This window comes from Bordetella genomosp. 11 (genome assembly GCF_002261215.1).
GTDB lineage: Bacteria > Pseudomonadota > Gammaproteobacteria > Burkholderiales > Burkholderiaceae_B > Bordetella_C.
This window is the reverse complement of the sequence record NZ_NEVS01000001.1, coordinates 1,254,992-1,276,291: the sequence shown is the minus strand read 5'-3', so window position 1 is coordinate 1,276,291 and position 21,300 is coordinate 1,254,992. Positions and strand designations below refer to the sequence as shown.

General features: G+C 67.2%; 21 protein-coding genes. 11 read left to right on the top strand and 10 right to left on the bottom strand.

What is annotated here, in order from left to right:
- Positions 1 to 160 precede the first annotated feature (160 nt).
- Together CAL28_RS05720 and CAL28_RS05715 are read left to right on the top strand one after the other, a co-directional pair.
- On the top strand, positions 161 to 862 hold the full coding sequence (locus CAL28_RS05720) for a response regulator (protein WP_094840378.1): 702 nt from the start codon (positions 161 to 163) through the stop codon (positions 860 to 862).
- Positions 859 to 2,325 carry an ATP-binding protein gene (locus tag CAL28_RS05715; RefSeq protein WP_440588352.1) on the top strand — a complete coding sequence of 489 codons (1,467 nt, stop codon included), beginning with the start codon at positions 859 to 861 and terminating at the stop codon, positions 2,323 to 2,325. The genes CAL28_RS05720 and CAL28_RS05715 overlap by 4 nt, the downstream gene beginning before the upstream one ends.
- Positions 2,326 to 2,346: 21 nt before the next feature.
- On the opposite strand, the gene CAL28_RS05710 is transcribed toward CAL28_RS05715, so the two are convergent.
- Both CAL28_RS05710 and CAL28_RS05705 read right to left on the bottom strand, forming a co-directional pair.
- Complete coding sequence (locus CAL28_RS05710) at positions 2,347 to 3,408, bottom strand: cytochrome d ubiquinol oxidase subunit II (RefSeq protein WP_094840376.1); 1,062 nt, start codon at positions 3,406 to 3,408, stop codon at positions 2,347 to 2,349.
- Positions 3,405 to 4,748, bottom strand: coding sequence for a cytochrome ubiquinol oxidase subunit I (locus CAL28_RS05705; protein ID WP_094840375.1), 1,344 nt, complete (start codon positions 4,746 to 4,748; stop codon positions 3,405 to 3,407). Before CAL28_RS05705 ends, CAL28_RS05710 begins: the two co-directional genes overlap by 4 nt.
- Positions 4,749 to 4,877: 129 nt before the next feature.
- Between CAL28_RS05705 and CAL28_RS05700 the strand changes: the two genes are divergently transcribed.
- Complete coding sequence (locus tag CAL28_RS05700; protein WP_094840374.1) at positions 4,878 to 6,644, top strand: glutamine--tRNA ligase/YqeY domain fusion protein; 1,767 nt, start codon at positions 4,878 to 4,880, stop codon at positions 6,642 to 6,644.
- Between the two features lie 86 nt (positions 6,645 to 6,730).
- Here the strand turns inward: CAL28_RS05700 and CAL28_RS05695 are convergent, their stop codons facing one another.
- Positions 6,731 to 7,126: a hypothetical protein gene (locus tag CAL28_RS05695; protein WP_094840373.1), complete on the bottom strand. Its 396-nt coding sequence runs from the start codon at positions 7,124 to 7,126 to the stop codon at positions 6,731 to 6,733.
- 182 nt (positions 7,127 to 7,308) lie between these two features.
- Here CAL28_RS05695 and minC point away from each other — a divergent pair, with 182 nt between their 5' ends.
- From minC to minE, 3 genes are all read left to right on the top strand, one after another.
- A complete protein-coding gene (gene minC / locus CAL28_RS05690) occupies positions 7,309 to 8,394 on the top strand; it encodes a septum site-determining protein MinC (RefSeq protein WP_094840372.1) in 1,086 nt (361 codons plus the stop codon).
- 122 nt (positions 8,395 to 8,516) lie between these two features.
- Entirely contained in the window at positions 8,517 to 9,332 is an 816-nt protein-coding gene (gene minD / locus CAL28_RS05685) for a septum site-determining protein MinD (protein ID WP_094840371.1), read from the top strand.
- Positions 9,333 to 9,335: 3 nt separating this feature from the next.
- A complete protein-coding gene (gene minE, locus CAL28_RS05680) occupies positions 9,336 to 9,590 on the top strand; it encodes a cell division topological specificity factor MinE (protein ID WP_094840370.1) in 255 nt (84 codons plus the stop codon).
- A gap of 162 nt (positions 9,591 to 9,752) precedes the next feature.
- On the opposite strand, the gene CAL28_RS05675 is transcribed toward minE, so the two are convergent.
- The 3 genes from CAL28_RS05675 to ettA form a co-directional block, all read right to left on the bottom strand.
- A complete protein-coding gene (locus CAL28_RS05675) occupies positions 9,753 to 9,974 on the bottom strand; it encodes a glycine zipper 2TM domain-containing protein (protein ID WP_094840369.1) in 222 nt (73 codons plus the stop codon).
- A gap of 213 nt (positions 9,975 to 10,187) precedes the next feature.
- Positions 10,188 to 10,724 (bottom strand): isochorismatase family protein, encoded by a 537-nt coding sequence (locus CAL28_RS05670; RefSeq protein ID WP_094840368.1) that lies wholly within the window; start codon positions 10,722 to 10,724, stop codon positions 10,188 to 10,190.
- 89 nt (positions 10,725 to 10,813) lie between these two features.
- A complete protein-coding gene (ettA, locus tag CAL28_RS05665; protein WP_094840367.1) occupies positions 10,814 to 12,487 on the bottom strand; it encodes an energy-dependent translational throttle protein EttA in 1,674 nt (557 codons plus the stop codon).
- 218 nt (positions 12,488 to 12,705) lie between these two features.
- On the opposite strand from ettA, the gene CAL28_RS05660 reads away from it, so the two are divergent.
- The 5 genes from CAL28_RS05660 to CAL28_RS05640 all read left to right on the top strand — a co-directional run bounded on the left by CAL28_RS05660 (position 12,706) and on the right by CAL28_RS05640 (position 18,485).
- Positions 12,706 to 13,236, top strand: a complete 531-nt coding sequence (locus CAL28_RS05660) for a hypothetical protein (RefSeq protein WP_094840366.1) — start codon at positions 12,706 to 12,708, stop codon at positions 13,234 to 13,236.
- Positions 13,237 to 13,425: 189 nt separating this feature from the next.
- A complete protein-coding gene (locus CAL28_RS05655; protein ID WP_094840365.1) occupies positions 13,426 to 14,574 on the top strand; it encodes an ABC transporter substrate-binding protein in 1,149 nt (382 codons plus the stop codon).
- A gap of 6 nt (positions 14,575 to 14,580) precedes the next feature.
- Positions 14,581 to 15,618, top strand: a complete 1,038-nt coding sequence (locus CAL28_RS05650) for a branched-chain amino acid ABC transporter permease (protein WP_094840364.1) — start codon at positions 14,581 to 14,583, stop codon at positions 15,616 to 15,618.
- Between the two features lie 19 nt (positions 15,619 to 15,637).
- Positions 15,638 to 17,440: a branched-chain amino acid ABC transporter ATP-binding protein/permease gene (locus CAL28_RS05645; RefSeq protein ID WP_094840363.1), complete on the top strand. Its 1,803-nt coding sequence runs from the start codon at positions 15,638 to 15,640 to the stop codon at positions 17,438 to 17,440.
- A 124-nt stretch (positions 17,441 to 17,564) separates the two neighbouring features.
- Positions 17,565 to 18,485, top strand: a complete 921-nt coding sequence (locus tag CAL28_RS05640; protein WP_094840362.1) for a LysR family transcriptional regulator — start codon at positions 17,565 to 17,567, stop codon at positions 18,483 to 18,485.
- 123 nt (positions 18,486 to 18,608) lie between these two features.
- On the opposite strand, the gene CAL28_RS29965 is transcribed toward CAL28_RS05640, so the two are convergent.
- The 4 genes from CAL28_RS29965 to CAL28_RS05625 form a co-directional block, all read right to left on the bottom strand.
- A complete protein-coding gene (locus tag CAL28_RS29965) occupies positions 18,609 to 18,737 on the bottom strand; it encodes a hypothetical protein (protein WP_254925996.1) in 129 nt (42 codons plus the stop codon).
- A gap of 113 nt (positions 18,738 to 18,850) precedes the next feature.
- Entirely contained in the window at positions 18,851 to 19,789 is a 939-nt protein-coding gene (locus CAL28_RS05635; RefSeq protein WP_094840361.1) for a sugar kinase, read from the bottom strand.
- Complete coding sequence (locus CAL28_RS05630; protein WP_094840360.1) at positions 19,782 to 20,441, bottom strand: bifunctional 4-hydroxy-2-oxoglutarate aldolase/2-dehydro-3-deoxy-phosphogluconate aldolase; 660 nt, start codon at positions 20,439 to 20,441, stop codon at positions 19,782 to 19,784. Before CAL28_RS05630 ends, CAL28_RS05635 begins: the two co-directional genes overlap by 8 nt.
- On the bottom strand, positions 20,438 to 21,271 hold the full coding sequence (locus CAL28_RS05625) for an IclR family transcriptional regulator (protein WP_254926029.1): 834 nt from the start codon (positions 21,269 to 21,271) through the stop codon (positions 20,438 to 20,440). Before CAL28_RS05625 ends, CAL28_RS05630 begins: the two co-directional genes overlap by 4 nt.
- Positions 21,272 to 21,300 lie beyond the last annotated feature (29 nt).

The following is a 21,300-nucleotide window of genomic DNA, read 5'->3' as shown; positions in this document are numbered from 1 at the left end:
GAAAGCCGTCATCCTGGCCGTTACAAAACTCCACCTCCCCCTGGAACGGCGTATTTTAATCGGAGCCGAATGGGGCCGTGCTTTATAGTTCGGGTCGATTTCCGATTTCAGTCCATTTCCTCCCCTTGCCCGCGGGGCCCCGGCCTCGCAATATGCGGACATGGAAACACCTCATACTAAATTGCTGGTCGTCGACGACGACCCCGCGCTGCGGCAACTGCTGGCCGACTATCTGAACCGGCACGGCTACGACACCCTGCTGGCGCCCGATGCCGCCGACCTGCCGGCGCGCATTGCCCGCTATGCCCCGGACCTTCTGGTCCTGGACAGGATGCTGCCCGGCGGCGACGGCGCCGATGCCTGCCGGCGGCTGCGCGAACAGGGTGAGGACATTCCGGTAATCCTGCTGACGGCCCGCGATGAAGCCGTGGATCGCATCATCGGCCTGGAGGCCGGTGCCGACGATTACCTGGGCAAGCCTTTCGATCCCCGCGAACTGCTGGCGCGCATCGAAGCCGTCCTGCGCCGCAAGAAGGGCCCCTCGGCGCTGACGCGCGACGCGCCCGTGAATTTCGGCCCCTTCGTCTTCGACCCCGCCACGCGCCAATTGCTGCGCGACGGCGTGGCCGTCAAGCTGACCGGCGGGGAAATCAATCTGCTGGAAGCCCTGGTCCGCAACGCCGGCAAGCCGCTGTCGCGCGAACGCCTGCTGGCCCTGGCCCGCGACGACGACGCCGGCGAACGGAACGACCGCGCCATCGATATCGCCATCCTGCGCCTGCGCCGCGCCATCGAGGACGACCCCAAGCAACCGCGCTGGATCCAGACGGTATGGGGCATAGGCTACCGATTCTCGCCGTGACCAGGTTTTCGCCGCGCTCCCTGCTTCCGCATTCCCTGCGCACCCGCCTGATACTGCTCGTGCTCGGTTGCATGCTGTTGGCCCAGGCGGGCACGCTTGCCGTGGGCTCGCACTACCGGCAACGGTTCATCGACGACGTGGTAATGGACTACATCGTCACGACGATACGCACGTTGCGCGCCGCGGTATCGGAAGTGCCGGCGGAGGACCGCGCCGGCTTCGTGCGCGATGCCTCCGGCGGACAGTGGCATCTGTGGGCCCGCACCCTTCCCGCCGAGGCGCAACTGGCGCGCTTCCATGGCGGCGGACTGCCGCCGCCTCCCCTGCGCGATGGCGTGTCGGCCGCCGACCGCGATGCCCGGATGGCCGAGATCCGCGAATACCGCCGGAATCGTCCCGATGGCGAGGACAACGACATCCGCCGCGACCTGCGCGGCCTGGTGCACCAGCTGAACAATCGCCTGAACGACGGCACCCGCGTCGCGCTGTCGCGCGGGCCGCGGCCGGAGGTCTTCATTTCCCTGGCGCCCAATCCCAGCAGCGAGGACGCGCCGCAACTGCGCGAATGGCTCGTCATTCCGCTGGACCGGCTGGACCCGCCGCTGGCGACGCCCATCGTCATCACATGGCTGGCCACCTTCGGCGTGGTACTGATACTGGCGGGCGGTTTTTCCTGGCATATCACGCGTCCCATCACCCGCCTGGCCGAAGCCGCCGACAAACTTGCCGCGGGCCAACCGCAGCGCGTCGTGCCGTCCGGTCCGCACGAGACCCGCGTGCTGGGCGAACGCTTCAATGCCATGCTGAACGCGCTGCAGGAATCGGAGTCCGTCCGCCGCACGCTGCTGGCCGGCCTGCCGCACGACCTGAAGGCGCCTCTTTCGCGCATGTGGCTGCGCATCGAAATGTCCGACGATGCCGTGTTGACGGAGGGCCTGCGCAAGGACCTCCAGGACATGCAATACATGGTCGACCAGTTCATCGGCTTCGTGCGCGGCACCGATCCGGCGGGTTACCGATATGCCCCCGTCCCGCTTGCCGAGTGGCTGACCGAGCGCGTGCAGGGCTGGAAGGGCGCGGGATCCCCGGTGGAGCTGCGCATCGACAGCGATCAACCGATGACGGTGCAGGGCGATGCGGTCGCGCTGGCCCGCCTGCTGGACAATCTGATCGGCAATGCCCTGCACCATGGCGCGCCGCCGGTGGAGGTATCGCTGGCCGAACGCGACGGCATGGCCGTACTGTGCGTCGCCGACCATGGCAAAGGGATCCCGGCGGACCGCCGGTCCGAGGCGCTGCGGCCGTTCGCCCGGCTTGACGATGCGCGCACGCGGACAGGCAATGTGGGGCTGGGGCTGGCGCTGGTCGAAGCCATCACGCGCGCCCATGGCGGCACGCTTACCCTGGGCACCGCGGCAAGCGGCGGGCTGCGCGTGGAAATCGCCCTGCCGCTGCGCAATTGAGGCGCAGCGGGCCGCGGCGGCTCACTGCCGTCCGGGCATGCCGGCGATGGCGTTCGCGGGACGCCGCGCCTTGCCGAATAGCGACCGGTAGGCCAGGATGTTGAACACCAGGATCAGCGGAATGGCCACGATCGCCCCGGATAGCACCAGCCGCATCGATCCGAGCGAAGCCGCGCCATCCCACAGCGTCATGTCGTCCAGGATCAGGAAAGGGAACATGCTGTATGCCAGCCCGGTCAGCATCAGCAGGAACAGCCCCACGCAGGCGACGAACGGCACCCAGCTGAAACGTTCGGCGTGCCGCGGCAAGCGCATCAGGACCATTTCCGTACCGACGAAACCCAGCAGCATGGCCACCCACACCGCGACGGCGAGGCCAAGATGGGACAGGTTGCTCCACTTATAGAAAATGCCGGCGTTGGCCAGGCCCAGCGTAACCGCGATGGCCACCATGCCCGCCGCGGTCCAGCGGATCGCGTGCCGCGCCCACTGCACCGCGCGGCGCTGCAGATCGCCATCCACCCGCATCGTCAGCCACGAGGCACCGAGCAGCACGTAGGCCGCCACCGCGCATAAACCGACGAACAGCGAAAAACCGTGGTAGCCGGCGGTATTCTGATACCCGGTCGCAATACGGCCCAGGGCCATGCCCTGGCCGAAGGCCGTCATCAGCGAACCGATCCAGAATGCCGTTACCCAGCGCGGCTTGGATTCGGTGCGCGCGCGCAGCCGGAACTCATACGACACGCTGCGCAACACGACGCCCAGCACCATCAGTGTCAACGGCGCGTAGAGCTGCCCCAGCACGTTCCCCCAGGCAAATGGGAACGCCGCGGCGAACAGGCCGATACCGAGCAACAGCCAGAACTCGTTGGCATCGCGCCAGGGGCTGAGCAGTGCCATCATGCGGCCGCGGTCCTCGGTGGGCGCCAGCTGCAGCAGGATACCGACGCCCAGGTCGAAGCCGTCCAGCACCGTACCGGCCACCACCAGCACGAACAGCATTCCCATGAACACCAAAGGCATCCAGAAAGAGGGATCGTCCGGGGCAAGGCCCAGCGACGCGGCAAGCGTGGCGATCATGATGCGACTCCCGCCATCCTGCGCACCGGCACGACGCCATAGCGCGCGGCATGGAAAAGCATGCGCACGAAGGCCGTGCCCAGCACCCCGTACAGCACCGCATAGCCCAGCGTCCCGTACAACAGCGCGCGCGGCGAGGCCGTTCCCAGGATTTCCGACTGCGTGACGGCACCGTTCACCGCATAGGGCTGGATGCCCACCGCCGTGAATATCCAGCCGACAGCCACGAAGGCCGCGCCGGAAAACGTCATCAACGCGAGCGCGCGCAACCAGCGCCGCGACAGGAAGGAGGGATCGAAGCCACGCTTGCGCAGCTTGAGCAGCGTGGCCCAGGCGGCGCAGGTCATCAGGATCGCCAGTATCGCCACGCCCCGCAGGGACCAGAATGTCAGCGCCACCGGCGGTTGCATGTTGGCGTAGTTTTCCAGGGCCAGGAAATGGCCATTGACGTTGCGGCCCAGCCAGCGCGCCGCCGCGTCTTTCAGCGTCCAGACGCCGTGGCTGGTGGCGCTGTCGGCGTCCGGCCAGCCCAGCACGACCAGGTCGGGCGGGTCGCCCTCATGCCAATAAGGGGCGGCGGCGGCCGCCTTGGCCGGCTGGTAGTGCGCGATAAGCTTGCCCATCCCCGCCCCTACCGGCGCCAGCAGCGCCGCCGCGATGCAGGCCAGGCCCAGCGCGGCGCGGAAACCCAGGCGTTCGCCGTCGTCCAGCGGCCGGCGCAAGGCCTGCCAGGCGGTAATGCCCATGATCAGGAAAGCCGCCGTCAGCAACGCGCCCAGGACGGTAGAGCCCAGCATCCATCCCAGCGCGGGGTTGAACACCACCCTGGCCCAATCGTAGATCTGAAACCGGCCGTCCACGGCGACCGCGCCATCCGGGGTCTGCGCCCACGACACCAGGGCCAGCACCCAGAAAACGGTGGCCAGATGCCCCAGCGCGACCATCAGCACCGAGAGGGTATGGACGATTTCCGACACGCGACGCTGGCCGAACAGCATCACGCCCAGGAAGCAGGACTTCAACGCGAACACCGACAGGACGGCGAAACCCACCAACGGCCCTGCCACATTGCCTATCTTGTCCATCAGCCCGGACCACACGGTGCCGAGCTGCAACAGTACGGGCACGCCGCAGGCCAGCGCCAGGATGAAGGCAAGGGCGAAGATGCGCACCCAGAAACGATAGGCGGAGGTCCAGCCGGCATCGCCGCTGGTGCGGGCGCGCAGCTTGAAATACAACAGCAGCCAGGACAGCGCCAGGGCCAGGGCCATGAAAAGCGCCACGAATGCCAGGCTGCCGATGAACTGCAGACGTCCCAGGAATAAAGGGGGGATGCTCATGGTGGGCGCTAGTTTAGACGTAGTTTGCGCCAATCGCGCCTCCGGAATGGGCAACCCTGACCTTCCGCAAGGCGGCGGGCCCCGAACGTGGCAAAATTGTCCCTTTGCCGCCGCCTTTTCCCGCACAGCATGACCACTGCTTCCCCGCCCCCTGCCGCCGCCAGCTTCCTGCGGCACATCATCGAAGCCGATCTCAAGGCCGAACGCTTCAAAGACAAGCATTGGGCCGGCGTTCCCGGTCCGGCCTCGGTGCAGGCCCAGGGCGGCCTGGATCCTGCCCGCATCCGCACGCGCTTCCCGCCGGAGCCCAACGGCTACCTGCACATCGGCCACGCCAAGAGCATCTGCGTGAACTTCGGGCTGGCGCGGGACTACGGCGGCGCCTGCCATCTGCGCTTCGACGACACCAATCCCGAAAAGGAAGACCAGGAATACGTCGATGCCATCATCGAAGCGGTGCGCTGGCTGGGCTTCGACTGGAAAGACCCGGGCGGGCGGGAACAGCTGTATTTCGCCAGCGATTACTTCGACACCATGTATGCATTCGCGCAGGCGCTGATCCGCGCCGGCTACGCCTACGTGGACCAGCAGTCGCCGGAGCAAATCCGCGCCAATCGCGGCACGCTGACCGAAGCCGGCAAGGATTCGCCCTGGCGCGACCGTCCGGCGCAGGAATCGCTGGACCTGCTGGCGGAAATGCGCGACGGCAAGCATCCGGACGGCAGCATGGTATTGCGCGCCCGCATCGACATGGCCTCGCCGAATATCAATCTGCGCGATCCGGTCATTTACCGCGTGCGCCACGCCACGCATCACCGCACGGGCGATAAGTGGTGCATCTATCCGATGTACACCTGGGCGCATCCCATCGAGGACGCGCTGGAAGGCATCACGCACAGCATTTGCACGCTGGAGTTCGAAGACCAGCGGCCGTTCTACGACTGGACGCTGGACCGGCTGGCCGAGCTCGGCCTGCTGGCGCGCCCCCTGCCGCACCAATACGAATTCGCGCGGCTGAACCTGACTTACGTCGTGACCAGCAAGCGCAAGCTGCTGCAGCTGGTTCGCGACGGCCACGTGGACGGCTGGGACGACCCGCGCATGCCGACCCTGTTCGGCATGCGCCGCCGCGGCTATCCGGCTTCCGCGATCCGTTTGTTCTGCGATCGGACCAGCATCTCCAAGTCGGAGTCGCGCATCGACTACAGCCTGCTCGAAGCAGCCGTGCGTGACGAACTGGACCCGGTGGCGCCGCGTTCCGTGGCCGTGCTCCAGCCCCTGAAGCTGGTCATCACCAACTATCCCGAAGACCGTGTCGAAACGTGCAGCGCGCCGCGCAATCCGCACGATCCCGCGCAGGGCCAGCGCGAATTCCCGTTCTCCCGCACGCTGTGGATCGAGCAGGACGACTTCCGCGAGGAACCGCCCAAGAAGTACTTCCGCCTGTACCCGGGCAATATGGTGCGATTGAAGTACGGCTATGTGGTGCGCTGTACCGGGTTCGTGAAGGACGAGCAGGGCAATGTGGTCGAGGTGCAGGCCGAATACCTGCCGGAGACTCGCAGCGGAACGCCCGGCGCGGACAGCGTGAAGGTCAAGGGCACGATTACCTGGGTCAGCGCGGCCCACGCGGTCGGCGCGACCATACACCTGTACGACCGCCTGTTCGCGGACCCGCATCCCGACGCCGGCGACAAGGACTTCATCGCGGCGTTGAATCCCGACTCCCGCAAGACTGTCCAGGCCTGGCTGGAACCGGGCACGCAGCTGGAGCCCGGCGTGACGTGGCAGTTCGAACGGCTGGGTTATTTCACGCTGGACAGCGTGACGTCGACGCCCGATGCGCCCATCCTGAACCGCGTCGTGACCTTGAAGGACTCCTGGGGGCAAGGCTGAACCAGCCCCCCGCACTTGAAGTCCCCCGGGAACAGGCCCCAGCCATGCCGCCGCGCCGGCCGGGACATTGCATGGCGATGTAGCGGTTACGGCCGGCGCCGCGCGGTGTCCGGGTCCAGGTTGGCTGGCCCGGCGGAGGTGTCCTCGGGCCGGTCCATCGGCGGCGCCGCCACCGAGCCGGAAGGCAACAGCCCTTTTTTCTCGGCATCGCCCAGCGCGCCGCGCGATGCCGATTCCTCGCGGCGTCCGCCGGCAGCCCCGGCCGGACGCGCGACACCTGTTTGCCTCGACTTGCCGGCCTCATCGTCCGGGGCATCCACCGCGCCGTCGCCCGGCTTGCGGTCACGATGGTCGTGAACCGGCAGTTCCGGATCCGGCAGCGCGCCGCCGTCGGGGTCATAGCCTTTTTCCAGGGTGCGCAGCGCTTCCTCTTCCTGTCCGCTAAGGCCGGCAGGACGCCGGGGTGCGTGGCGGTTCGTCATGGACGTTCTCCTTGTCGGGCCGGTACGGCACGGGAACGGCATCGCGCAAGGCATGTGCCCGTGGCGAGCGCGACACCGGGTGCGCGGCGATGTCCATGGCCCCCATCCCCGCGGGGGCCCGCTCGGTTATCATGCCCGACGTTCCGTTAACCGGGGGTCTCCCCGGTCTTTCCGCTGCCAAGATGAGCTCTGATCCCCTTGCCCTGGACTTCAAAAGCGCCACGCTCTATGCCGTGCGCGTCGTACTGCATAGCGCCGATATCGGGCGGCTGGCCGCCGCCCTGGACAAGCGCATGGCCGACGCCGGCAGCTTCTTCGAAAACGAACCCGTCGTCATAGACGCAAGCCGGGTCGAAGGCCTGGTGGACTGGCCGGCGCTGCTGGATGCGCTGCGCGGCCACAACCTGCCCCCCATCGGCGTGGTCGCCGAGGGCGACAATCTGCAAGCCGCCAAGGATGCGGGGCTCGCGCCCGTCGAGCTCTCGACGCCCCCGGCGCGGGTCGCGCCAACGGACGCCGGCAATACGCCTCCGCCCCTGCCTACCCAACCCGCCGCCGCCCTGACCGCCGCGCCGGCCCCGCAAGGCGACAGCGGCGCCACCGCACCGCCTGACGATGCCGGCGGCGCCCATCAAGGCGTGACCGGGGACGCCAGCCAGCCCGGAACCGCCGAGTCCGGCACGGCCGGCGCCAAGGCTGAGGCGAATGGCACCCAGCCCGCGACGGGAAGCCCAGGCGCGTCCACCGTTTCCCACGGGAAACCCGGCCGCAAGGGCGATGTCGCCCCCGCGGGCCAGGACGGGCAGGCCACCGCGCAAGCGAAGCCAGGCCCGCAAGCGGCGGCCGGCACGCGCACGCGCGAACCGCTGCCTACCCGCGCCGCGCGCGAAACCACGTCGTCACCCAGCCCCACCCCAGCCGATCCGCAGTCGTCATCGGCACTGGTCATCAGCCGCCCGCTGCGTTCCGGCCAGCGCGTCTACGCGCGCCACACGGACCTGGTGGTCATCGGCATGGTCAGCCCCGGCGCTGAAGTGATCGCCGACGGCAATGTCCATGTCTACGGCCCGTTGCGCGGCAAGGCGATGGCGGGTGCGCGCGGCGATACATCGGCGCGGATTTTCACCACGCACCTGGACGCGGAGCTTTTGGCCGTCGCCGGGGTGTATCGGGTGGTCGAGGACAAGCTGGATGCCAATCTGCACGGCCAACCCGCGCTGGTCCGCCTGGATGGCGACACTTTACGTATCGAAGCGCTGAAAGCGTGACGGAGCCCTCACGGGGGACTTGGTGACCAACAGTTGCCGTGGGCGTTGAAGAAACGCTAAACCCGCAGTTTTGCTTTACGATACTGCGATTTATCTGCTCAGGACATAAGGGTTCTATCGACATGACGCGTACTGTTGTGGTCACTTCCGGCAAGGGCGGGGTGGGCAAGACGACTACCAGCGCCAGTTTTTCTTCCGGCCTCGCGATGCGCGGGCACAAGACCGCGGTGATCGATTTCGACGTGGGCCTGCGCAATCTGGATCTGATCATGGGATGCGAACGTCGGGTGGTGTACGACTTCGTCAACGTCATCCAGGGTGAAGCATCGCTGAAGCAGGCGCTGATCAAGGACAAGCAGCTGGAGAACCTGTTCGTGCTGCCGGCCTCGCAAACGCGCGACAAGGACGCGCTGACGCAGGAAGGCGTGGGCAAGGTCATCGACGATCTGAAAGAGATGGGTTTCGACTACATCGTCTGCGATTCGCCCGCCGGCATCGAAACCGGCGCGCTGCTGGCCGCCTACTACGCCGACGATGCGCTGGTCGTCACCAACCCCGAAGTCTCGTCCGTGCGCGACTCGGACCGCATCCTGGGGATCCTGGCCGCCAAGTCCAAGCGCGCCGTGGAAGGCGACGAACCCGTCAAGGAGTTCCTGCTGCTGACGCGGTACAACCCCAAGCGCGTGTCGGAAGGCGAGATGCTCTCGCTGTCGGATATCGAAGACATCCTGCGCATCAAGCTGATCGGCGTCATTCCCGAATCCGAGTCCGTCCTGCAAGCCTCGAACCAGGGCCTGCCGGCGATCCACCTGAAGGATACCGACGTCGCGGAAGCGTACAAGGATGTGGTCGCCCGCTATCTGGGCGAGGAGCGTTCGCTGCGTTTCACCGACTATGCGAAGCCCGGTTTTCTGAAACGCATATTCGGAGGCAAGTAATCGATGTCCCTTCTGTCCTTCCTGCTCGGCCAGAAAAAGTCATCGGCCAGCGTCGCCAAGGAACGCCTGCAGATCATCCTGGCTCATGAACGCTCGGGACGTGACGGCTCGCCCGATTACCTGCCGCAGTTGCAGCAAGAATTGATCGCCGTCATCTCCAAGTACGTGAAAATCGATCCGGACGACATCAAGGTCCATGTGGAACGCCAGGACACCCTGGAGATCCTCGAAGTGAAGATCGAAATGCCTCAGGCCTGAGGCGGCCTGCGCGCGGGTTCGCCCGCGCCGAAATGCCGCGCGCCGCGGGTGGCTTGCCCTCAGGCCAGCTCTCCGCGGCGCGTTTTCAATTGTGGGGAACGTCGCCGGGTACGATACCGGTCAGGCGACGGGGCGCGGCCCGGACCGCGCCCGCTTGCCAGCCTACTTGCCGACCTGGTTGCCGATCACGCCGCCGATGGCCGCGCCGCCCACGGTGCCGAGCACACCGCCGTTGGTGATCACCGCGCCGGCCACGCCGCCGATACCGGCGCCCGTTACGGTGGCCTTTTGCCGGTGATTCATGCTGTCCCAGGTGGAACAGCCCGTCGCTGACAACGCCAGCAATGAGATCGCGCAGAGTTTGGATAGATGTTGGATTGTCATGATTTTCTCCGGACATCGAAAGCGCCGCGGCTGGCCATAACGCCGGATGCCGTCTGGTGCTTTCGGCGATGCCGTCATGGATGACGCAATGTCATGGACGACATAGCCAGCATTGCAAATGGCGGGCCCAAGGGGTGTGAGACTTGCCCAGCAGTTGTGTCAATACGTTCGGTCGGCCGCCGGTTGCGCCCGGCCGTGTTGCGGGTCAGCCGCTTATTTGACCAGACGTAACACGTCGCGAAAGCGCGGGTGCTCGCACGTGCCCAGCCACTCGAACAAGGCCATCTCGGTGGTCATGACGTCGATGCCGTGCGCGCGTGCGCGCTGCAGCGCAAAATCGCGGTCGGACGGCTGCCGGGAACCGCAGGCGTCGGCCACCATGCGCACACGATGGCCACCGCGGCGCAAGCCCAACGCGGTCTGGAGCACGCAGATATGGGCTTCGCAGCCCGCCACGAAAATCGTCCCGCGGGCGTTCGGCAGCCAGCTGCCGAAACCGGGCTCGTCCACCGCGGAAAAATGCATCTTCCGGAAGACCGCCCGCGCGTGCTGGCCGACGTCGTCCAGTGTCGCGCCCAGCGCGGCGCGGTGATGCTCTGTCGCCACCACGGGCACATCCAGCAGCACCGCGCCGGCCGCGAGCCGCGTGGCGGCGGCAAGCACGGCCGCGCCATCGTGGATCACGGGCATCAGCCTCGCCTGCATGTCCACGATCAAGACCGTGCAATCCGCTGCATCGTGTATCGGCATCGCAGTCTCCCGCCGGGTTTGATGCCCCTGGTCCTTTATCTTGTGGGTGGGTGGGCGGCGTGCTGCCGCCCACGGCCCTGCACCTACACTTACTTCAACGGCTTGTATCGCAGGCGCTTGGGCTTGGCGCCTTCCTCGCCCAGGCGGCGCCGCTTGTCCGCTTCATATTCCTGGTAATTGCCATCGAAGAAGACGACCTGCGAATCGCCTTCGAACGCCAGGATGTGCGTGGCGATGCGGTCCAGGAACCAGCGGTCGTGGCTGATCACCATCACGCTGCCCGGGAATTCGAGCAGCGCATCTTCCAGGGCGCGCAGGGTTTCGACGTCCAGGTCGTTGGAGGGTTCATCCAGCAGCAGCAGGTTGCCGCCGGCGATCAGCGTCTTGGCCAGGTGCAGCCGGCCGCGTTCGCCGCCGGACAGCTGCCCGACGATCTTGTTCTGGTCGCCACCCTTGAAGTTGAAGCGGCCCAGATAGGCGCGCGAGGACATTTCGAACTTGCCGACGGTCAGTACATCGGCGCCATCCGCGACGGCATCGAATACCGTTTTGCCGTCGGTCAGCGAATCGCGGGACTGATCGACATAGGCGACCCTGACCGTCTGGCCCAGCGTGACCGTACCCGAATCCGGCTGCTCGCGGCCGGCAAGCATGCGGAACAGCGTGGACTTGCCCGCGCCGTTGGGGCCGATGATGCCGACGATGGCGCCGGGAGGCACCTTGAAGCTGAGGTTATCGATCAGCAGACGGTCGCCATACGCCTTGCTGACGCCGTTGAATTCCACCACTTCATTACCCAGGCGCTCGCCGACGGGAATGAAGATTTCCTGCGTTTCGTTGCGCTTCTGGTATTCGTAGGAGGACAGCTCCTCGAACCGCGCCATGCGGGCCTTGGCCTTGGCCTGGCGGCCCTTGGGATTCTGCCGCACCCACTCCAGTTCTTTCTTGATGGTCTTCTGGCGGGCGGATTCGCTGGCCTCTTCCTGCTTCAGGCGCGCGTCTTTCTGTTCCAGCCAGGAGCTGTAGTTGCCCTTCCAGGGGATGCCGTGGCCGCGATCCAGTTCGAGGATCCATTCCGCCGCGTTGTCCAGGAAATAGCGGTCGTGGGTGACGCCGACCACGGTGCCGGGGAACTTCTGCAGGAACTGCTCCAGCCATTCGACGCTTTCGGCATCCAGGTGGTTGGTGGGTTCGTCCAGCAGCAGCATGTCCGGCTTGGACAACAGCAGGCGGCACAGGGCCACGCGGCGCTTTTCACCGCCGGAGAGGTGCTCCACCGAGGCGTCCCACGGCGGCAGGCGCAGGGCGTCGGCGGCGATCTCCATCTGGTGCTCGATATCGTCCGCGCCGCTGCTGGCCGCGGCGGCGATGATGGCTTCCAGTTCGGCCTGTTCCGCCGCCAGTTTGTCGAAATCGGCATCCGGTTCGGCGTAGGCGGCATAGACCTCGTCCAGCCGCTTGCGCGCGGCGACGACGGCACCCAGCCCTTCTTCGACGGACTGCCGCACGGTATGCGCGGGATTCAGCTGCGGCTCTTGCGGCAGGTAGCCGATGTTCAAGCCCGGCATGGGAATCGCTTCGCCCTCGATATCCTTGTCGACGCCGGCCATGATTTTCAGCAGCGTCGACTTGCCGGAGCCGTTCAGGCCCAGCACGCCGATCTTGGCGCCCGGAAAGAAGGACAGCGATATATCGCGCAGGATCTGCCGTTTGGGCGGCACGATTTTGCCGACGCGATTCATGGTGTAGACGTATTGAGCCATGGAGGGTGTTTGATAATTGTCCGATCGAAACGGAATTGTAGGCCGTGTCGGCCGGCCGGTCTTCGGCGCGTGCCGCCAGCGACGCATTGCAATCAACGGAAAGAAAGAAAAAGCAGGGACGGCACGCCGGCCGATTCTCCTTTTGCCGGTCTTTCGATATTCTTACAACTCCGGACACGCGTTTCGCAAGACGCGACCACGCAGCAGCAGGAACGCTTATGTCAGCTTCAGCCACCCCTCCCGATTCCATTTCCCGCTTCCAGGCCGCCGAGCTCGATATGCTGGCCAAGACGGCGGACGCGCTCAGCGCCTACCTGGGCAAACCCGTCCTGGCGGAAGTCGGTACGGCGACCGACGGCCTCGAATGGGTCACTTTCGGCATACCGCTCGAAGAGGACGCACTGGAAAGCGGCGAGCACGAGCCCGTGCGCGTGCAAATGGGCGGCCCGGATGCCAGATTGCTGGGCAGCCGCGGCGGCCTGACGGGTACCGACGAACAGGCCTACGACTGCCTGTACCTGTGGGCCATCCAGATCACCCTGGCGGAAGGCGAACGCTTCGTCAAACTGGACCAGGACGGCGAAGAATCCGCCTGGTCCGATACGCTGGCCGACGTGCTGCCGTTTGCGCTGTCCGACGAGGACCTCGCCGCGCTCGAAGACGATGACGACGACGAGGACGATGAGGACGACGAAGACGATGACGACGAGCCCGCGCCCGGCAACGGCAGCGGCGCCCCGCGCCACTAGACCCGGTCGATCAGGAAAAACATCCCACGCCGGCCGCGCCGCATAGCGGGCGCCGCGCCTGGGCCGCGCGGCATGCGCGCCGATACCGCCGCCGCACGGGCGCCTGGCCATGCCGCGGGCCCACTCCGCGCTGCCGGCATGGTTCAATAGCGGGCATCGTCTTCCCCCGTCCCTACGCTGGAGCCCGCCATGCCGTCCAAAGTCCTGCGCGCCACCCTGGCGCTGCTGGCCGCCTGCCTTGCCCTGCCAGGCTACGCGCAAATGAAAATCGGTGTCGTGACATCGTCGACCGGCCCCACGGCGCTGGTCGGCATCCCGCAGAAGAACACCGTGCCGTTGCTGCCGACACGCATCGGCGACCTGACGGTGGAGTACATCGTACTGGACGACGCCAGCGATACGTCGCAATCCGTCACGGCCGTCCGCAAACTGATCAACGAAGACCACGTCGATGCGATCATCGGCCCGCCCGGCTCGCCCAATACCCTGGCCATCCTGCCCTTCGTCGCCGAAGCCGGCGTGCCGCTGCTGGCGCCGGTGGGCTCCGCCGCCGCCGTGGTGCCGATGGACGCCCAGAAGAGGTGGGTATTCAAGACCACGCAGAACGACGACATCATCGCGAAGGCCCTGGTGCAGCACATGGCCGGCTCGGGGATAAGAACCGTGGGATTCATCGGTTTGAACGACCCCTACGGCGAGAACTGGTACAAGGTTTTCTCCGATCTGGCCGCGCGTCACCATATCGCGATCGTCGCCAACGAACGCTATGTGCGCACGGACAGCTCCGTCACCGGGCAGGCGCTGAAACTGCTGGCGGCCAAGCCCGACGCGGTGCTGGTGGCCGCGCCGGGCGGCGCCAGCGTGCTGCCTGAAACCACGCTGGTGGACCTGGGCTATCACGGCAAGTTCTACCAGACGCACGGCGCCGCCCTGCCCGATTTCCTGAAACTGGGCGGCAAGAAGGTGGAAGGCACCATCCTGGCGGCCGGCCTCATGCTGGTCCTGCCGGAGATCCCGGACGACAACCCATCCAAGAAGGTCGCCACCGCCTATATCGATGCCTATCGGCAGCGCTACGGCACGACGCCCGCCACCTTCGGCGCCAATGTCTACGACGCCGGGCTATTGCTGCAGCACGCGGTGCCGGTGGCCGAGCAGGCCGGCAAGCCAGGCACGCCGGCCTTCCGCTCCGCCCTGCGCGATGCGCTGGAACAGACCCGCGACCTGGTCGGCACGCAGGGCGTGTACACCATGACGCAGCAGGACCATAGCGGATTCGACGAACGCGGCCGCGTTCTGATCACGGTCAAGAACGGCAACTGGACATTGCTGAAGTAGCCGCCCATGAACGCGCAGATCGCCCTGATCCTGGGCCAGGACGGCGTGGCCAACGGCGCGGTCTATGCGTTGCTGGCCTTGTGCATCCTGCTGGTCTTTTCCGTCACGCGCGTGCTTTTGATCCCGCAGGGCGAGTTCGTGGTCTACGGCGCGCTGTGCATGGCATCGATGCAGAACGGCCGCATGCCCGCGCTGGTCTGGCTGCTGTGCGCCTTCGCCGTGGCCGAGACCATCGCCGACGCGCGGGCCGGCGCGCGGGGCAGCGCGACGATCCGTCCGGTCCGCCTGGCCGGCCGGACGGCCTATCCCTTCCTGTTGGCCGGCGCGCTGTGGCTGCTGCCGCTGGCGTCGCTGCCGGTCTGGCTGCAGGCCGTGCTGACGCTGGCCATCGTCGCGCCCATGGGGCCGCAGCTCTATCGGCTTTTCTACCAGCCCATCGCGGATGCGTCGACGCTGATCCTGTTGATCGTCTCGATCGCGGTACACCTGGCTTTGGTCGGCCTGGGCCTGCTGGCGTTCGGGCCGGAGGGCGCCCGCGCGGCGCCGTTCAGCGACGCGCGCTATGCGCTGGGACCGGCGAGCGTCGCCAGCCAGACGCTATGGGTCGTGGCGGTATCGCTGCTGTGGATGCTGGCCCTGTACCGCTTCTTCGGCCGCACACTGCCCGGCCGCGCCTTGCGGGCCGCCGCCGATAATCGCGCGGGCGCGCGCCTGGTCGGTATCTCGCCGGAGTTCGCGGGACGCGCGGTCTTTCTGCTGGCCGCAACGCTGGGCGCCTGCTCGGGCATCCTGGTCGGCCCCGCCGCGACCCTGTACTACGACTCCGGATTCCTGATCAGCCTGAAGGGCTTCGTCGCCGCCATCGTGGGCGGCCTGACCAGCTATCCGCTGGCCGTCATCGGCGCGCTGGCGGTGGGACTGGTCGAGTCCTTCTCGGCATTCTGGGCCAGCGCCTACAAGGAAATCATCGTCTTTACGCTGATCATCCCGTTCCTGCTGTGGCGTTCGCTGCGCCACGGCACCATCGAGGACGAAACGGAATGACCGCCCTGGGAAAGCCGCGATGCGCGATGCCCTGACGCCCCGGCGGCTGGTGGCCGCATTCCTGGCGATACTGGCCGTCGCGCCCTGGCTGCTGCCGCCCTTCTACGTCAGCCTGCTCGAGACCATCGGCCTGCACGCGCTGGTGGTGCTGGGCCTGGTGCTGCTGACGGGCATTGCCGGGCTGACCAGCTTCGGCCAGGCCGCTTTCGTCGGCGTCGGCGCCTATACCGCCGCGCTGCTGGCCACGCGCGCGGCATCGCTGCCCGCATGGCTGGCGTGGTTGGGCGCCTCGCCCTGGCTGGCGCTGGCCGCCGGGCTCGCGCTGGCCTTCGTGCTGGCCTGCCTGCTGGGCGCGATCACACTGCGCCTGTCGGGCCATTTCCTGCCATTGGGCACGATCGCCTGGGGCCTGAGCCTGTATCTCGCCTTCGCCGCCATACCGGGACTGGGCGGATTCAGCGGCATCGGCGGCATCCCCCCCTTGCGCATCGCCGGGCTGGTCCTGGGCGACCGCGGCATGTACTACATGATCTGGCTGTTCCTGATGCTTGCCGTCTGGACCACCCTTAACCTGATGGATTCGCGCCAGGGCCGCGCCATCCGCGCGCTGCGCGGCGGCCGCGTGATGGCCGAAGCCATGGGCGTGGATACGACGCGCACGCGCGCCGCCGTTTTCATCATCGCGGCGCTGCAGGCCTGCGCATCCGGGTGGCTGTACGCGCATATGCAGCGCTTCGTCAACCCGACGCCCTTCGGCCTGCAAATGGGCATCGAGTATCTCTTCATGACGGTGGTCGGCGGCGCGGCGCACGTATGGGGCGCCCTGGCCGGCGCGGGCGTCTTCGCGCTGGCCAGGCAGTGGCTGGAGGACTGGCTGCCGCGCCTGCTCGGGCAGAACGGCAATTTCGAAATCATCGTATTCGGCTTCGGCATGGTGCTGGTGCTGCATCGCGCGCGCGGCGGCCTGTGGCCGGCCATCGCCCGGCGGGTACCTGTGGCCCGCGAACCGCGGCGCATCAATATGTCCGCCGAGCCGCTGCCGCGCCGGCCGCTGCCGCCGCGTGGCGACGTGGTGCTGGAGGCCGCCGGCCTGACCCGGCGCTTCGGCGGGCTGGTGGCCAACGATGGCATCGGGCTCGCGGTGGAAGCCGGGCAGATCCTTGCCGTGATCGGGCCGAACGGCGCGGGCAAGAGCACCCTGTTCAACCTGCTGTCGGGCATCGATACGCCGACGTCCGGATCCATACTGTTCCAGGGCGAGCCTATCGCGGGACGCAACGCGCGCCATATCGCCGCGCAGGGCATGAGCCGCACCTTCCAGCACGTGCGGCTGCTGCCGCGCATGAGCGCGCTGGACAACGTGGCATTGGGGGCGCACCTGCGCGGGACGCACGGCATCTGGGCATCGTCCTGGCGCGCCGATCGGCGCGAAGAAGCGCGGCTGCTGGCCGAAGCGGCCAGGCAGCTCGAACGCGTGGGGCTGGGCGCGCACATGCACGATGAAGCCGGCGCCCTGCCGCTGGGCCGCCAGCGCATTCTGGAAGTGGCGCGCGCGCTGGCGGCGGACCCCTGCCTGCTGCTGCTGGACGAGCCGGCCGCCGGCCTGCGGCACCACGAAAAGCGCGAGCTGGCGGCCCTGCTGGCCAAGCTGCGCGCGGGCGGGATGGCCATTTTGCTGGTGGAACACGACATGGATTTCGTCATGTCGCTGGCCGATCGGGTCATCGTGATGGACTTCGGACAGAAAATCGCCGAGGGCACGCCCGCGGATATCCAGCGCCATCCCGCGGTCATGGAAGCCTATCTGGGCGCCATGGACTGAGCGCGGTGCCGGGTGGCGACCGGGACATGGCGCGCGAAGCGCCGCCGCGCGGTTTGCGGCACGCGCGCCGAAGTAAAATCCGGCCCATCCCCCCGGCGCGCCGCGCCGATCCGCACCGAGACGTATGGACGCTGCCACGGTTCAACTGAACGACATCGCGCTTTTCGTAGAAGTGGCGCGCCGCAAAAGCTTCAGCCTGGCGGCGCGCGCGCTGAACATTCCGACGTCCACCCTATCGCGCCGCATCAGCGAGCTGGAACGTGCGGTCGGCATGCGGCTGTTGAATCGCAACACGCGGCGGCTGGACCTGACGGAGGCCGGGGCGCAGTATTTCGAACGCTGCCAGGGGCTGGTGGACGAAGCCCGCTTCGCCCACGAACAACTGTTTTCGCGCTCGTCGCGCCCGGAAGGCAAACTGACCGTCTGCCTGCCCAACAGCCTGGCGATGCTGTTGATGCCCGAATCGCTGCACGCGTTCACCGACGAATACCCCGAAATCGAATGCGAGCTCGATTTGAGCCTGCGTTCGGCCGACCCGCACGCGGCCCCCTTCGACATCATGCTGCGCTTCGGCGAGCCGCCGCCGGCCGACGGCATGGAAGTCCGCGAGCTGATGGCGCTGAAGCGGCATCTGTACGCCTCCGATGACTACGTCGCCAGGTACGGCGAGCCCGAAACCCCTGCCGACCTGGCCCGTTTCGAATGCCTGCGCAGCGGCTCCAGCGAGTTCAGCTCCACCTGGATATTGAGCCGCGACGGCGTGGTCGAACGCGTCCCGGTGTACGGCCGCCTGATGGCGAACAACATGGGGCTGCTGAGCGATTTCGCCAGCATGGGGTTGGGCATCGCGCCGCTGCCGGTCTATGCGGCGACGCACGGGCGGATTTCGCGGGACCACACGCTGCACCGCGTGCTCCCGGAATGGTCGGCCGCGCCCCTGCCCGTCTACGCGGTATTTCCCTCGCGCATCCTGCCGGCGAAAACGCGGGCCTTCATGGACTTCATCATTCCGCGGCTGACGCCGGCCAATGGAGATGGCGCATAAGCATGCGGACGCGGCCCGATGGCCGCTCCGCCACTGGAGACGACGAAAAAAAACCGCCGGTCGATAAACCGGCGGTTTTTTTGTACCGAAGGCGCCGCGAGGCAGCCCCGGCGGCGATGCGGATCAGGCGCGCTTGATCTTTTCCAGCATCTTGAACACGCCCTTGGGCGAGTTCACGAACAGGCGCTTGAAAGCCTTGCCCAGGCAACGACGTTCCAGGGTGTTGCGACGCACGCGTTTGCGTTCAGCCATGACGAATCTCCAATCTACAGTCCGGGTTGCAATTTGCGCCCAGCGGGGATTCCGGTGGCGCCGAATTAGGGGAACCCGGCATTCTACCCGTTTTTGTCCCTATCCGCCCAGCATCAGCGGGCGCCGGCACCGCCCGGCAGGAAGGCCTCGACCTGTGCCGGCGTCGGCAGCGGTTGCACCGCCCCGTACCCGCGGGTGGACAGCGCGGCGGCCGCGTTCGCATACCGGACGGCCCCGGCCCAGTCGTCACCCCGGGCGCGGCGGGCCAGCAAGGTGCCGGCGAAGCAGTCCCCGGCCCCGGTGGCGTCGACCGCCTCCACGGCCATGCCGGCGACGAGATGGCGGTTCCGTCCGTCATCCAGCACCGCGCCGTCGCGGCCCATCTTCAGGATGACGATGCCGCTGGCGCCGGCATCGCGGATCCAGTCCAGCGTGGCGGCCGGATCGGTGTGCCCGGTCAAATGCCGCATGTCGTCCATGCTGGGCAGGAAGATATCGGCCATGCGCATCGCTTCGCGCAAAATGGCGCGCGCCCGGTCGACCGGCCACAGGCGCAGGCGCAGGTTGGAATCCAGGCAGACCTGGCCGCCGGACGCCCGCGCCCGCTCGATGGCGGCGAATACCGTATCGCAGGCATTGCCGCTGATGGCCATGCTGATGCCGGACACGTGCAGGAAGGCCGCGCGTTCCACCATGTCGTGCCGCAGGTCCTCCGGATGCATGCGGCTGGCGGCCGAGCCGTGCCGCATATAACTGAACACATGGCCTTCCGGGCCATGCTGCACGAAGTAAAGGCCGGTATGCGCCTGCGGATCGATCATCACACCGCTGGTATCGACCTGCTCGTCGCGCCACAGTTGCAGGAGCTGTTCGCCGAACACGTCCGCGCCGACCCGGGTCAGGTAGGCGCAGCGGGCGCCCTGGCGCGCCGCCGCGATGATGGCGTTGGAGGTGTCGCCGCCGAACCCCTGCAGGAATTCGGGCTGGCCAGGGCGCGTCTGGTTGAATTCGATCAGGGGTTCGCCCAGGCCGACGATGTCGAAATCAGGCATGGGCAGCCTCGCGAATACGCAGGATCTGGGCAACCAGGGCGGCGGTGTCGCGGGCGGCGAATGCCGCCTTGTCGTACAGGTTGCTGCCGATGCCGACCAGCGAGGCGCCGGCCTTGAAGTAGTCGCCCATGTTCTTTTCCGTCACGCCGCCGGTGGGGCAGAAGTCCGTGTCCGGAAAAACCGACTTCAGCGATGCCAGATGGCTGGGGCCGCCGGTCTCCGCGGGAAAGATCTTGACCAGATCGGCCCCGGCGCGACGCGCCTGGATGACCTCGGAAGGGGTAAAAGCCCCCGGCAGGCACAAGGCCGACGCGGCATGCGCCAGCGGCACCATTTCGGGCACCAGGCCGGGGGACACCAGGAAATCGACACCGGCGACCAGGGCGTCGCGCGCCTGGGTTTCGGTCAGGACCGTGCCCAGCCCGATCAACAGGCGATCGCCATGCTTGTCGCGCAGCGCCTTGACCAGGTCGATGACGCCCGGAATGGTCCACGTCAATTCCAGCGTGGTGCAGCCCGCCGCGATGGCGACTTCGGCGGCATAGGCTGCCGTGCCGGCATCCCCGTAGCGCAGCACGGGCACCACGCGGGCGGCCAGCAGGGCCTGGCGCTTGGCGGCGCGGGCATCTTGGGAGGGAGTCGTCGCGTTCATGGGTCCTCTCGGGAAAAGGCGCCGCCGCCGGCAATGACCGGCCAGGCGCTGAATCTGGCGTGCGCGGCATCGCGCAAACGCATAAGCGGTGCGATATAGCGCGACGATGCCGCGCCTTGCGGGCGAAACTGCAGCGTACTGACGCTGACGCAAGCCAAGGGCCTGCCGCCCTTGCCGGTGACGGCCACGCTGTAGCAAACGATGCCGCGCTCGTTCTCCTCGTCGTCGACGGCATAGCCGCGCTGGCGGATGAGCGCCAGTTCCCGGTGTAGCGCATCGCGATCGGTAATGGTATTGGGCATGCGGGCGGCGAGGTCCAGCGCGGCCACCAGCGAGCCTGCCTCGCCTTCCGGCAATGCGGCCAGGTAGGCCTTGCCGGCGGCCGTGCAATGCAGCGCCAGGCGGCCGCCCACGCGCGAGGCCATGCGCACCGGGCCCTGGCTTTCCAGCTTATCGATATAGATCATTTCCGTGCCGGCCGGCACGGCAAGGTGCACGGTTTCGCCCGTTTCGTCGCGCAGCGTCCGCAAATCGTCGGCCAGCGCGGCGCGCAGGTCCAACTCCGACCAGGCCCGGCTGGCCAGTTGCAGCAGGCGCGGGCCGAGACCGTAGCGCGCGGTACCGCCGGGACCGCTACCCTGGGCTTCCGCGATCAGGCCTTGCTGTGCCAGCGCCGCAACGATGCGGTAGACCGTGCCGCGCGGGTAGCCGCAGGCGCGCACAAGGTCCGTCATGGCGACGGGGCCCGGGGCATCGGCCACGGACTGCAAAACCGTCATGAATTTGGAGAAGGCGGCGGTTCCCGCCACCTGGGATGGATTGTCCACAATGTGGTCACGTATTCCACAATATAGACGGA

Bases quoted from the DNA above. Each gene is read 5' to 3' on its own strand.
- CAL28_RS29965 (WP_254925996.1), bottom strand. From the start codon at position 18,737: ATGGCTGAACGCAAACGCGTGCGTCGCAACACCCTGGAACGTCGTTGC.
- CAL28_RS05695 (WP_094840373.1), bottom strand. From the start codon at position 7,126: ATGACGAACCGCCACGCACCCCGGCGTCCTGCCGGCCTTAGCGGACAG.
- minC (WP_094840372.1), top strand. From the start codon at position 7,309: ATGAGCTCTGATCCCCTTGCCCTGGACTTCAAAAGCGCCACGCTCTAT.
- CAL28_RS05710 (WP_094840376.1), bottom strand. From the start codon at position 3,408: ATGATCGCCACGCTTGCCGCGTCGCTGGGCCTTGCCCCGGACGATCCC.
- CAL28_RS05655 (WP_094840365.1), top strand. From the start codon at position 13,426: ATGCCGTCCAAAGTCCTGCGCGCCACCCTGGCGCTGCTGGCCGCCTGC.
- CAL28_RS05675 (WP_094840369.1), bottom strand. From the start codon at position 9,974: ATGACAATCCAACATCTATCCAAACTCTGCGCGATCTCATTGCTGGCG.
- CAL28_RS05705 (WP_094840375.1), bottom strand. From the start codon at position 4,748: ATGAGCATCCCCCCTTTATTCCTGGGACGTCTGCAGTTCATCGGCAGC.
- CAL28_RS05645 (WP_094840363.1), top strand. From the start codon at position 15,638: ATGCGCGATGCCCTGACGCCCCGGCGGCTGGTGGCCGCATTCCTGGCG.
- CAL28_RS05720 (WP_094840378.1), top strand. From the start codon at position 161: ATGGAAACACCTCATACTAAATTGCTGGTCGTCGACGACGACCCCGCG.
- minE (WP_094840370.1), top strand. From the start codon at position 9,336: ATGTCCCTTCTGTCCTTCCTGCTCGGCCAGAAAAAGTCATCGGCCAGC.
- CAL28_RS05660 (WP_094840366.1), top strand. From the start codon at position 12,706: ATGTCAGCTTCAGCCACCCCTCCCGATTCCATTTCCCGCTTCCAGGCC.
- CAL28_RS05640 (WP_094840362.1), top strand. From the start codon at position 17,565: ATGGACGCTGCCACGGTTCAACTGAACGACATCGCGCTTTTCGTAGAA.
- CAL28_RS05650 (WP_094840364.1), top strand. From the start codon at position 14,581: ATGAACGCGCAGATCGCCCTGATCCTGGGCCAGGACGGCGTGGCCAAC.
- CAL28_RS05700 (WP_094840374.1), top strand. From the start codon at position 4,878: ATGACCACTGCTTCCCCGCCCCCTGCCGCCGCCAGCTTCCTGCGGCAC.
- ettA (WP_094840367.1), bottom strand. From the start codon at position 12,487: ATGGCTCAATACGTCTACACCATGAATCGCGTCGGCAAAATCGTGCCG.
- minD (WP_094840371.1), top strand. From the start codon at position 8,517: ATGACGCGTACTGTTGTGGTCACTTCCGGCAAGGGCGGGGTGGGCAAG.
- CAL28_RS05670 (WP_094840368.1), bottom strand. From the start codon at position 10,724: ATGCCGATACACGATGCAGCGGATTGCACGGTCTTGATCGTGGACATG.
- CAL28_RS05630 (WP_094840360.1), bottom strand. From the start codon at position 20,441: ATGAACGCGACGACTCCCTCCCAAGATGCCCGCGCCGCCAAGCGCCAG.
- CAL28_RS05635 (WP_094840361.1), bottom strand. From the start codon at position 19,789: ATGCCTGATTTCGACATCGTCGGCCTGGGCGAACCCCTGATCGAATTC.